10 protein-coding genes are annotated in these 13,030 nt (G+C 37.7%); 9 read left to right on the top strand and 1 reads right to left on the bottom strand.

Going from position 1 to position 13,030, the window contains the following annotated elements:
* Positions 1–92 precede the first annotated feature (92 nt).
* The 9 genes from brnQ to rlmD all read left to right on the top strand — a co-directional run bounded on the left by brnQ (position 93) and on the right by rlmD (position 12,094).
* Positions 93–1,457 (top strand): branched-chain amino acid transport system II carrier protein, encoded by a 1,365-nt coding sequence (gene brnQ, locus GVV20_RS01430; RefSeq protein WP_159741026.1) that lies wholly within the window; start codon positions 93–95, stop codon positions 1,455–1,457.
* Between the two features lie 345 nt (positions 1,458–1,802).
* Positions 1,803–3,320, top strand: coding sequence for an FGGY family carbohydrate kinase (locus tag GVV20_RS01425; protein ID WP_159741027.1), 1,518 nt, complete (start codon positions 1,803–1,805; stop codon positions 3,318–3,320).
* A 71-nt stretch (positions 3,321–3,391) separates the two neighbouring features.
* Positions 3,392–3,916 (top strand): DAK2 domain-containing protein, encoded by a 525-nt coding sequence (locus tag GVV20_RS01420; protein WP_159741028.1) that lies wholly within the window; start codon positions 3,392–3,394, stop codon positions 3,914–3,916.
* A 141-nt stretch (positions 3,917–4,057) separates the two neighbouring features.
* Positions 4,058–4,384 carry a DUF1093 domain-containing protein gene (locus GVV20_RS01415; RefSeq protein ID WP_159636180.1) on the top strand — a complete coding sequence of 109 codons (327 nt, stop codon included), beginning with the start codon at positions 4,058–4,060 and terminating at the stop codon, positions 4,382–4,384.
* A 149-nt stretch (positions 4,385–4,533) separates the two neighbouring features.
* The gene (locus GVV20_RS01410) at positions 4,534–5,658 is read left to right on the top strand and encodes an exonuclease SbcCD subunit D (protein WP_159741029.1); all 1,125 of its coding nucleotides are present in this window, start codon (positions 4,534–4,536) and stop codon (positions 5,656–5,658) included.
* On the top strand, positions 5,655–8,729 hold the full coding sequence (locus GVV20_RS01405; protein WP_159741030.1) for an AAA family ATPase: 3,075 nt from the start codon (positions 5,655–5,657) through the stop codon (positions 8,727–8,729). The genes GVV20_RS01410 and GVV20_RS01405 overlap by 4 nt, the downstream gene beginning before the upstream one ends.
* A 10-nt stretch (positions 8,730–8,739) precedes the next feature.
* Positions 8,740–9,711, top strand: coding sequence for a nucleoid-associated protein (locus GVV20_RS01400; protein WP_159741031.1), 972 nt, complete (start codon positions 8,740–8,742; stop codon positions 9,709–9,711).
* Between the two features lie 90 nt (positions 9,712–9,801).
* Entirely contained in the window at positions 9,802–10,503 is a 702-nt protein-coding gene (locus GVV20_RS01395; protein ID WP_159741032.1) for a GntR family transcriptional regulator, read from the top strand.
* 226 nt (positions 10,504–10,729) lie between these two features.
* On the top strand, positions 10,730–12,094 hold the full coding sequence (rlmD, locus tag GVV20_RS01390) for a 23S rRNA (uracil(1939)-C(5))-methyltransferase RlmD (protein ID WP_159741033.1): 1,365 nt from the start codon (positions 10,730–10,732) through the stop codon (positions 12,092–12,094).
* A 99-nt stretch (positions 12,095–12,193) separates the two neighbouring features.
* Here rlmD and GVV20_RS01385 read toward each other — a convergent pair whose 3' ends face one another.
* Positions 12,194–13,027 (bottom strand): helix-turn-helix transcriptional regulator, encoded by an 834-nt coding sequence (locus GVV20_RS01385; protein WP_159741034.1) that lies wholly within the window; start codon positions 13,025–13,027, stop codon positions 12,194–12,196.
* Positions 13,028–13,030 lie beyond the last annotated feature (3 nt).

Genomic DNA, 13,030 nt, shown 5'->3' with positions numbered 1-13,030 from the left:
GCATTATAGGCCAATGATGAAAGTATATTCAGAAAATACTTGAAAGCATGTTACATGTGCGATAAGATAATGAAAAATTGAAGGAGATTCTTATGAAGCAAACAGTATTAACACGGATGAAATCACGCATCGTTCTTGCATCACTCTTATTTGGTTTATTTTTTGGAGCAGGAAATCTGATTTTTCCAGTTAATATTGGCCAGTTATCAGGTTCAAATATTGCCCAATCAAGTTTTGGTTTCATACTCACTGCAGTGGGGTTGGCAAGTCTAGGAGTAATTGTTTGTGGGCGATCAAAAGCAGATAGTCTAGAAGACATGCTACAACCATACGGAAGGCGATATGCGCGTATGTTTACCATTTTGCTACTCCTAACAATCGGACCAATGTTCGCGTTACCTCGAACGGCAACAGTGCCCTACGAGGTTGCGATTAAAGCACTCATGCCTCAGGCTAACCATCAATTAGGTATGCTTGTTTACTCGTTCTTATTTTTTGGCGGTGCATTACTAATTGCAATTAAACCCTCTAAAATTGAGGTTTGGGTTGCAAAGATCATTAATCCACTTTTTCTAATCTTTCTAGTAGTTTTCTTCATCATGTTTATGATGAATCCATTAGGGAGTGCATCGAACACGCTACCTTCAGGAACCTATGAAACCTCGGCATTTCTAACAGGGTTTCAAATGGGGTATCAAACCATGGACGTGCTTGCGGCTCTATCGTTTGGGTTTGTTATCGTTCAATCAACGAAAGAAAACCACCCAGAATCACAATCATCACTCGTTAAAAATGTTGTATATGCGTCTTTGATCTCGGGTGGGGCGATGATTTTTATTTACACAATGCTTCTCTTGATTGGATCGTCATCTTTAAATGTTTTACCTGTCGCTTCGAATGGTGGGATTGCATTAGGGCAATTATTTCATTACTATTTTGGGAGTGCTGGATTGATATTTTTTGGAATTACAATTACGTTTGCGTGTATCACCACAGCCGTCGGTCTTATAACGAGTTGTGCTCGTTACTTTTCCTCAATTATTCCGAAAGTATCCTATGAAATAATGGCAGTTGTGATTGCTAGTGCTGGCTTCTTAGTTTCAAATGTGGGGCTTGAAGCAATCATTCAACTATCGATTCCGGTTCTAAATTTTATTTATCCTTTAGCGATTATGCATGTCATCATGGGGTTGCTTTTTACAAAATTTTTAGATAAGAAACGTGTGATTAATATGATGCTTGGCGTAATGGTTGTGGTAGCTATGTTTGAAACAATGATGCAATTACCGTTTCTTGCAAGTCAAGAATTTCTAAAACCGTTATTCACCGCATATCAGACATATGTTCCACTAGCGTCAATTGGGTTAGGGTGGTTGAATTTTATGATTGCAGGACTTTGTATTGGATATTGGGTTCAAAAAATCTCAAACCGTAATACTCGATCGAACCTTACATAGTACTTTAAACTGGAAATAGAATGATTATTTGATTGCCGGATAAATTAAGCGGTTTGAATGTTAGATTAAAATAACGGTGAATAAAGTTATGGGTGCGCAAGCATCCTCTTTTTTATCTGACTTTATCGATGCGGGGATCGAAACGATTTGAACTTGTAGTTTTTATAAATGTGATAGTTTTGTAAAGTTTATGTGAATAAGTCATCTGTCACAAACAATTGCTTAATTTATGATATTATGAGGCAACAAGAAAGCGCTACCATCGATATGGGTAGGCACACATAATACTTTGATGAAACCTTCTGAACAAATTACCGTATCGTATTGATAAAACCAAGGAGATTTATGGAACGAAACATTGTTGTATTACATCATGAGTTAACACATTCACGGGCGGTTGTTGTTAATCAAAATAAAGAGATTGTGGCATCTGCGTCTGTTGAAATATCACCAATCTATTCTCATTTACATCGGGTCGAACTCAACCCAGAAGTGATTTGGGAATCGCATATGCAAGTGATAGCGGATGTTTTGACTCAGGGCATTGATATAAAGTCTATAGCGGCAATAGGAATTGCAAATCAAAGGGAAACTATGCTTGTTTGGGACAAAAATACAGGGGCACCAATATACAACGCAATTGTTTCAACCGATGACGTCACATCACACATTTTCTTACATCGGCTTGGCAAAAATATCTTGAAACACATTTACGAGGCTACAGGTTTATCGCCTGACAGTCTCTATGCTGCATCAAAAATCAAATGGATATTGGATAATGTTCCAGGAGCTCGTCTTCGTGCTGAAAAAGGAGAGTTGTTGTTTGGTACTGTTGACACCTGGCTTGTCTATAAGCTAACACACAAAAAAGTACATGTAACAGATGTTACGAATGCAGCCCACACTATGCTATTTAACATTACATCACTTGCATGGGACGATGCATTACTTCAAATATTTGATATTCCACGTAAAATGCTTCCAGATGTCAAAAATAGTTCAGGTATGTATGGGTATGCAACGATCCAAAACACGACGATTCCAATTACTGGAATCATAGGTAACGACCAAGCTGCTTTGCTTGGGCAAACATTTTTAGGATCGAGTGGCAGTTATCCATATAACTCAGGGAATTCACTAATAATGAATACAGGATCAAAACTAATTCGCAGCAATCATGGTTTAAATACAACGATAGCGATGGGGATCAACAACCACGTTAACTATGCATTAGAAGGAAGTACCGTGCCAGACACCGTTGTTAATCATTGGTTACTTCAAGATTTGGGTCTTATTCAAAAAACTGATGATTTAGAATTTTTTGCCACGAAAGTCGAAGATACGCTCGGTATTTATGTTATTCCCAAACAAACCTACGCGCTACGGATTGGCAACAATCAACCAGTTCGAGGAAATATATTGGGATTAACCCGTGCATCAAAACGAGAGCATATTATTCGTGCCGCACTCGAATCAATTGCGTACCAGTCCTATGATATTATTCAGGGAATGGAGTCTGATTGGGGCGGGGCCTTGACAACGTTAAATGTTAGTTCAAAAATGACAAATAATAGTTTTCTTATGCAATTTATGGCAAATCTGACAGGCACGATAATTAGATGCATTGACCAAGATACAGCCATTGTCGTCGGTGTGGCTTTCTTAGCGGGTTATGCAACTGGGTTGTTTGGAAATGATCAATGCGCACAAAATCAAACCGTGATGAACACAGAATGGCACCCTGAAATATCTTATGAAACGCGCAAAGTAATGATAAATGGATGGCATGAAGCTGTTGTAAGGTCCATGGGTATAACACGTAGAAGTCAAGGTGCGACAGAACATGATTCAGTTGCGTTATAAGGGCGTTTACGTATCTCAAAATGATGCATTACGCATTCGGTAATAATCAAATTAGAAAGGTGTAGAATATAATGGAATTAGAGCAGTACGAATTATGGATCCAGGAATTTAATGCATTGATAGAAGATAACGAAGAACTTTTAAATTACTACGATACAATGAGCGGTGATGGTGATCATGGCACTAATGTCATACAAGGATCAGAGGCTGTTTTAGAAATGATGGAGCGGCGTCCATATTCCGACCCTTCGCAATTTATGAAGCAAGTCGGGTTGACCTTGCTAGCGAAGTTAGATGGAGTGTGTGGTCCCTTGTATGGTGCAGCATTTAATGCTATGGCATTGCATACTATTGATCCTTCAAGTGAGATGTTTCACTCAGGATATGAGGCGATTGCGAAACGTGGACAGACACCTCGTGACCATCCGATGCTTAAAGTGTGGCGGCATTTTGCGAACAGAGATGTTTTAGAGGTCGCGATTCCTAAGCAATATGAATTAGTGGAACACGTCACAACAATTGCGAATTCAACAGATCCAGGAGCAATTTCATCATACTTGTTGTTTCAAGCCTGGCTTAATGTGTTTGGTAAGTAAGTCGTTTTAAATTGATGCGAAAGAGAAATGACACGGTCGTTTCTCTTTTTGTGTGACAATATTGTAAGTCAGATGTTCTGGAATTCGATGGGTGTTTAGTCTAAAAATGCGTAAGATAGCAGTAGATAAAGGAGAACCGGTATGACCAAAAATCTTAAAAGAATTTTGATTGTTGCAGTTGTTTTCGTAGGTGTCGCGTTCTTGCTGAAAGATCAATTCAAAAAAGACTATCGCACTGCATATGGATCGACTGAACACGCTGAAATCTCTCAACTTGCAAATGGTAATTTTAAATATCAATTGGAAGTTGAAAGCTCTGATGGGGATAAAAAAATTATTAGTTTCGAATCAAAAGGCCAAATTGATCGTCATAGTTATCTCAAAGTAGAAACTGTAGATGATACTTTAACACAATGGTCTTTGGTTGAAGCACATCAAGTACCGCGGCGTATTCGAACCCAACAATAAAGAAAGCATAGAAAGCTAATTGCTTTCTTTTTTTTGACCCTAATTTAGCTAAAGATGATGAAATACCAAAACTATACGACACTTCGCTGTTATTCCTTTGAGAACGATTAAAACATTGATACAATAAAGATATTAAACCGAGGTGAAACATGAAATTTTTACATTGTGCTGATTTACATATAGGAAGACGCTTAATGCAAGTTTCTTTAATCGAAGATCAAAAATACATCTTACGTCAAATACTGGATATGGCGAAGCGTCATCATGTCGATGCACTCATTATCGCTGGAGATGTGTATGATAAAAATAGTCCAAGTGAAGAGGCTTTTTCCTTATGGGATTGGTTTCTTGTTGAATTAGCCAGTCATCAGTTGGAAACGATTGTGATATCTGGAAATCACGATTCTAATGATCGATTAGGGGTAGGAAAGCGCCTCTTAGAGAGAACGAATATTCACGTTATTACACATCTCACCACTACGATTAATCCCATAACAATTGCTAATGTCGATTTCTATCCAATTCCATTTATTAAACCAGTCTATGTTGCAAATGTTTATGAAGACTTTAAAAGTTCAAATTACCAAGAAGCGTATCAATTTGTTCTTGATCATCTTAAGCTCAAAAAAGATCGTAAAAACGTCATGATAGGTCATCAATTCTTTGTGAGTGGTAGTAGTGAACCTGAAATAGCTCAATCAGAGACAGGACTAACCCTGGGTGGTCTCGATGCGATTAATACTACGATTCTTGAAGCGTTTGATTATGTGGCATTGGGACATATTCACCGACCACAGCGGATTGGTAGTGATACAATTCGATATGCAGGATCAATTCTTAAGTATGCATTTGAAGAGGCACAACAACGAAAGTCAGTAACCTTAGTAACTGTCGATGATACGGTTGTTTATGATCAAATACCTCTTAAACCGCTTCGTGATGTTCGTGTAATCAAAGGGCCAATTGATGAGCTCATAAAAATTGGGGAAACCGAAACCTCGCAAGATTATATCCATGCGATTATTACGGATGAAACCGTTGTTCATAATGCAATTACACGTCTTCAACGTGTTTATCCAAACACATTAACCTTAGAAGTTCAAAATCAGCTGAGCATACATAATGGTTCATTACAACGGGCTGAAGAAGTGGTATCAAAAAAACCGTTAGAACTTGTTCATGATTTTTTTGAACAACAGACTGGTCGTGATTTAAATGATGAGGAGCAGCGCTTAGTAGTTTCTCTTTTAGACGAGATTGGAGATGCCTCATGAAACCAAAAAAATTAATAATGAGTGCCTTCGGCCCATATGCAGAACAGACAACAGTAGATTTCTCAAAATTTCAGAATGGTCTGTATGTTATATCTGGAGATACTGGTGCTGGAAAAACAACGATATTTGACGCTATTTCCTATGCATTGTATGAAGATGCGAGTGGGTCAATGCGCCAGCGCGATACCTTACGAAGTGACTATGCGTCAGCAGAGATAGAAACCGCGGTAGTTTTGGAGTTTGAACATTTTAACGAAACGTATACGATTCGTCGAACACCACGATACGAACGCCCTAAACTAAGAGGAGAAGGCACAACCACTCAAGAGCCGACAGTTGTTTTAACAATGCCAGATGGTACACAATTCGATAGCATTAGTGACGTTAAAAATAGGATTGAAAGCCTATTAGGTATGGATGCAGCACAATTTAAACAAATTGTTATGATTGCTCAAGGAGAGTTTTTATCGTTACTTACTGCAAGCAGTTCCGACCGAAGTAAAATTTTTCGAAAAATTTTTAGTACGCAACTTTATGATACCGTGCAGAAAAAATTAAAGGAGCAATCTCTTCTTGTTCGACGAGAGTTGGATAGCATTCAAAAACTAGCACATGACCAATTGATGCGTATCAAAGGTTTTGATGCTTCAGATATGGATAGTTTTGATCTTCAAACGGTGCTAAGCCAATTAAGTCAATATATTGCTGTTACTCAGTCTGAAATCAAAGACCTTGAGCAATGTGCGCAGCGTTTAGAAACAGAAGCAATTGGGTTACAAGACACTTTAACACGAATTAATACTCAAGAAGCACTAACGCAGCAAATTGATGCACTGACGAAACGTCATGAAACGCTCCAACATCAACGCACGCAGATGCTTCAACATGAAAAGGACCTAGCTCAGTACGATACAATGGTTGCTGCAGTCAATCCAATCGTTAAATCGTATCAAGAAACGATAGCCATTTCACAAAAATTAAGCAACGAGTACCAAGAACTTCTTAACCAAGAAATGATTGTAAACGAGAAGATAGGGGTATTAGAAGCACAAAAAACTGAAATGGATGACCACCGCACCATGATTCAAAATCGATCCTATGCAATGAAAGAATTAGAACGATTGATGCCAAAATATGAAGCACTTAGAACCCTACAGACAAACCTCGATAAACATCAGCTTGCATTAACTCAGCTTCTTGCTTCGTATGACCAAACAAACTTGAAAAACTTGAAAATACAAAAGCGTTTAGAGGAAGTTGCACTGGCTGAAGCTGAAATTGTGAATCAACAAAATATGCTAATTAAAGCGCACGATACCCAACAAGCATTAAATACTCAAAAACAACATATTGAATCAGTGCTTGAAAAGATTCGCATCAACATGCAACTCAAAGCTTCATTCGTTGCGAAACAACAAGCGGTTCAAGATGTTGAACAAGAATTAAAGATGCAAAATAAAGTAACCATGGATATTCAAAAGACATTCTTTATGAATCAAGCCGGAATCATTGCTAAAGACCTACAAGATGGTGAACCATGTCCTGTTTGTGGATCTCTAGAGCATCCACACATTGCCGAATTCCATGATGCTTTAGTGACTCAGGAAACGGTTGAAGACGCACTTAAAGTTCGTCAAAGTAAAGAAACTGTATTCCAAAAGCATCTTGCGGAATTGGGGGAATTGAAGACGCGACGTGATGATTCTGAATCAAGCCTTGTCCAAATTCCGGACTATGATGCATACAATGATTCATTGTTAGAAACTCTTATTGCACAAATCAACGATCAATCTACTACAATTAATACACTAAAAAGTAAGATTTCGACTTATCAAACGAAAATAGCGAATAAGCAGCAACTTCTTGATGACAAAAAAAATCTAGATCATACGCTTGAAACATTAACGCAGCAAATTCAGTCTAAAAAAACAGAAGAAACGACGCTTAAAACTGAACTTTCAGCAATCAAAAGCAGTGTATCTTTCGATACATTAAATGAAGCTCAAGCACATCTAAAAATGCACGAGGAAGCGAAACAACGTCTTGAATCTATTGTAGACGTCTATGATGCTGCAGTTATGAAAACTCAAAATGATCGACTCGTGCTTCAAACTACAATGAAACACAATGTTGACCAAATACAACAAACAGATAAAGCGCTAGAAATACTTAACGTGTCGTTAAATCAATTACTGAGAGAGTATCACCTTGACAGTTTGGCAACATACAAAGACACGCTAATGAGTGAAGCCGCATACAAGCAGGAACAAACGCTAATTCAAAACTATAAACAAAATAGTCGGGATGTCGAAACCGAACTGAAGGCATTACGATCGCAAGTTAGTCCAATTGAAGAAGGGTCAAAACCAGTGCTTTTAGAAGCAATTAACGAAAATAAAACCCACCGTGAGACCAACCAACAACAACGGAATATTTCCATGCGAGACTATCTTGTGCATGATGAAATTCATAACAGTCTTCAAAAGTTGTATCAACAAAGCAAAGCGAACCTGCACGAATATCAAACAGTGTCCGATTTAGCGCGAGTCATGAATGGTGAACTTCAAGGACGTGATAAAATTACGCTCGAAAATTATATTCAAAGTGCTTATTTTGAATATATTATTCATGAGGCGAATAAGCGTTTTAAGATTATGACTGCTCAGCGATATGAACTCGTTCGTCAAGAAATAGCAAGCAACAAGCGCGAAAAATCAGGGCTAGATCTTGATGTCATGGATTATTGGACGGGTAAACGTCGTAGCGTAAAATCGTTATCCGGTGGCGAATCATTTAAAGCATCGTTATCAATGGCCCTGGGGCTTTCAGATGTAATTCAAAATAGTTCGGGTGTTGTAAGTGTAGAAGCAATGTTTATCGATGAGGGTTTCGGAACATTGGATGATAAGTCGCTTCAATCAGCTGTCGATGCCTTACAAAACTTAGCATCGAACGATCGTCTCGTCGGTATAATTTCACATGTTTCTGAACTTAAAGAGCGTATTCCGCAACAAATTGTTATAATGAAGACTGATAAAGGCAGTAAACTGCGTCAAATCACAGTAGAATAATGGGGTAACTATGGATATTAATAAAGCAATCATTCATACATTGGATGATGATCTCAAATCAATAATTTTGTCACAACAACCGCTGAACTTAAACAATCAGCATGCAATTGAAAACTACTTACTTAAACTTGTGAAAGGGATGCAAAACAGCACTTCAACGACACGGGCAACAATTGGCGATCGCAGTCCCTTTAAAGCTCTAATCGGAACTCAATTTCCATTCTTGGAAACCACGCAAGATTTAGCCCGCCAATGGTTCGAACAGTATATCCAAAATATGGACTATACGAGTAACAATCTTGTGTTTGTACTTGCTGATTTAGGAGAGTCTGTTGGGTTTGGTATGTTTGAACTTCTAAGCAAAGACGGTGTCATCAAAATCACGCAAAATGTTCAGGGAGTTGAAAATGCATTGGTATACAACCACGCAATTATGCCAAGTGGATTCGCAAGTGTTCAAGCAGGATTTTTAATCGATCTAACAACTGGCGATACCCGAGTTAAGGCAGTGCCAGCCAATCGTGATGCCATTGAAACTTTTTTAGATACGACCTTGATTGCTAATTCTAAACAGTCATTTCAAGTTGTTGATACCTTGATTCAATCGATTTCTGATCAGCGTGATGTTGACCGATTACCAAATACAATCAAAGCGCGACAAATTATTACAGATAACGTGGAGCTGTATGATGAGATTGAACCCGAGCAAATCTTAAAGGAAATTTTTGAGGATATTGACGAACACGAAGCATCGCTGATTCATAACGCTTTTGAAGCAAATAACGTTACGGACCTCATTAATTTGAAACTCATGAATAAAACGGCAACGATAAAAAAACACCGTATTCGAACGGAATCAGGTATCGAAATTATCCTGCCGCTTGATATTTTGGATGTCCAAAACATAATTGATATTAAAACCGACATCAATGGACGGGTCTCAATCGAGCTTAAAGATATCGGAAAAATTGTTGAAGAATAACAAAAACATCATAATATTTGCATTCATACTGTATATTAGCTGTTAATAAGCTATAATTGTAGAAACTAAGGGATTGAGGGAGGTATGTCAGTGAATAGAAAAAAATTATTGTATTTAGAAGTTGCACAACAAATTAAGAAAGACATTCTCTCGGGCCGTTATCCTGTTGGCAGTTACATTCCGACAGAGCGTGAATTAGAAGAAATGTTTGCTGTTAGTAAAATTACAGTTCGTAATGCGGTAGAAATACTGAGTAATGAAGGATATCTTGAGAAAAAGAGTGGTAAAGGAACGACTGTTCTAAGTAATCGACTTTTCAATCGGCTCTCAAAAGCAAATTCATTTTCTTCAATTCTTGAAAAGCAGCACGAGTTGAAAAAAGAACTTATGGAAATTGGCGTTGTTGATGTACAAAATAATGCCACATTATTTGAGGCATTTGGTGAGTCCGCAACGTGCCTAAAACGCATGTACTATTTGGATGGTGAACCATACATTACGTTTGAACACTATTTTCCAGTCATGTCGATAAAACATGCCATTAATGAAATTGAATCAAATTCATTGTACAAATGGCTTGCTCTTAAAGGCTTTGATGTGGCACATTTTAGTGACCGTTTCTATGTTGTTGTGGATGTCGAACCGATGATTCGTAAGATTCTAAAGCTCGAAGACCAACCTGTGTTATGTCGTGAACGTCACACAGAAAACGCGGAGGGTGAAGTTGTTGAAATATCCTATGGCTACTACAATACCGATGCGAAAGCCTACCAAATTGACTATGAAATCTAAAAAGAATTAATGAAGCATCTTTTAAGATGCTTTTCTTTTGAGATATGAAGGATATCTGTTTACATATATAGCCCAAAATCATATACTAAACATGTTCGAAATTTTTAATAACTAAAATTCATGCGGGATCTTTCAGCACCAATGTAAACTCCACATTGCTGTAACCATGATTTTATTAAGAAATTTAAACCACAATCGATAACATAATCGAAGAAAGAAGGAAACCATGAATACTGATTCATTAAAGAAAAATGATATTCTTGAATTGACATTTATTGATATGTCATACGAAGGGAAAGGCGTCGCTAAAGTCGACGGTTATCCTATTTTTGTTGAGGGAGGAATTACGGGCGAAACTGCGTTAGTAAAGCTTGATCGTGTTGAAAAAAAATATGCCTTTGGTCGTATTACTGAACTTCTCATTCCATCACAAGATCGCGTCCATGTAAAATCGAAAGATCTTGCACTAAATAGTACTATTCCACTCCAACATGTAAGTTATTCCCGACAATTAGAACTCAAAACGAAGATTGTTGAGGATGCTTTCAAAAAAGACCCAATGTTTAAAAATGTATTGGTAAATCATATTATTGGAGCCGAAAATGAATGGCATTACCGTAATAAAACTCAAGTTCCAGTTCGAAAAGTTGATGATGCTATGGAGATTGGAGTCTTTAAACATAACTCGCACCAACTCATCCCCGTTAACAACTTCAAAATTAATGCACTTGGAATTGATGAAATTGTTGTTGGAATTCGAGATATTCTCGTTGAGTTTAATGAAAAACCATATGATGCTCGTACAAATACAGGAAACATTCGTCACATCATTGTTCGCCATGGTCAAAATACTGGAGAAGTAATGGTTATTTTAGTAACACGTTCGAAGAGCTTGTTCCCGCAATCTAAAATTGTTCCGGCAATTGCAGCTCTATCGGATAATATTGTAAGTATCATTCACAATGTGAATCCACTTAAAACCGCAGCTATAATGGGTCCAGAATCAAAAGTTGTTTATGGCAAGGAAACATTCAAAGAAGTTATTCTTGACAACACTTATGAGGTCACAGCGGAATCATTCCTACAAGTGAACACTCCGCAAGCGGAAGTACTCTATCAAACACTCTTAGATACACTTCAACTTGATGGAACAGAAGTCGTGCTTGATGCTTATTCTGGAATTGGAACAATATCACTGAGTCTTGCTCAAAGAGCTAAAGAAGTTGTTGGAATTGAAATTGTTGAAGAAGCCGTCATCGTTGCCGTTAAGAATGCAGAGATTAATGAAATCTCAAATATTTCGTTTATTGCAGGTGATGTCATTGAGGGAATTAAAGAACTATCGTTAAAACCAGATGTAGTTGTTGTTGATCCACCTCGAAAAGGGCTTGAATCATCATTTGTTGATGACGTTATTGCCTTAAGTCCAGAGAAAATTGCGTATGTAAGTTGTAATCCTGCAACGCTCGTTCGTGATTTAAAACCATTCGTATCTGCTGGCTATAACATTGATAGTGTTCAACCAGTTGATATGTTCCCACAAACAACACATATCGAATCTATCGTATTATTAGTTAAAAGCAGTATATAGTTTTAAAGTAATCAAAGTACGATATTGAAAAAGGAGCAAGTAAAAACTTGGCTCCTTTTTTTGTGGGATAGAGTTAATTGCATGATAATTCACCATGAGTTAATCGGATTTACGGCGATTAGTATTCCGCCATTGAGTGGGTGTATATCCACTTTTGCGTTTGAAAATATTAGAGAAATACTGCGGGTCGGAAAACGCCAACCGATCAGAAATTTGTTGAACTGTTAAAAAAGACTCCGAGAGCAGTAATTGTGCCATTTCGAGTTTCTTATCAAGAAGGTAATTGTAAGGCGTTTGGTGAAGTTGCTGCTTAAAAAGTCGGGTTAGTTGTGAGGATGACATATTCACATGTGCGGCGACGTCGCTAATCGATATGGTTGTAAACACTGAATCATCGAATCGTTGTTTCGCCTTGTAGACAGATTCGCTGAGATGTAATGCATCGTTTTTGATGGAATGGTCGTGAATAAGAAGAATCAATTTATGAAATTGAAGCGATGTTTGCTGTGATCGTTGCTGCGGCGTTAAAGAATAATTTTCACATATAACCAGAAGCTCAGAGAGACAATCAAATACATCCAAATTCCGAAAAACATAATTATTGTGAATGTGATATGTTTGAAGCAGGTGATCGCATAAACTGCCTGACACATTAATCCATAGTTTATGAAGAGGATTTTTGGGGTTTGACCAATATTCGTGATCATGGTGCTTAGGTAGAAAAAAAACATCGCCTTGTTGCACAATATATTCGACACCATCAATTCTCAACGTTCCAGATCCAGATACAACATACTCAAAACTATAGATATGCGAATGTTGGCGTTGGACATGATACGTGGTGAATGGGTATGTGATTCCCGCAATTTCAATACGAAAAAGGGTCGGTGTCTGAAAATGACTGGGTAAAAAACTAAGTATATGTTCTTTCATGCG

It is taken from the genome of Erysipelothrix aquatica, from assembly GCF_009828775.2.
GTDB classification, from domain to species: domain Bacteria; phylum Bacillota_I; class Bacilli_A; order Erysipelotrichales; family Erysipelotrichaceae; genus Erysipelothrix; species Erysipelothrix aquatica.
The sequence above is the reverse complement of the archived record's forward strand: the minus strand, read 5'-3'. Positions and strand labels throughout refer to the sequence as shown.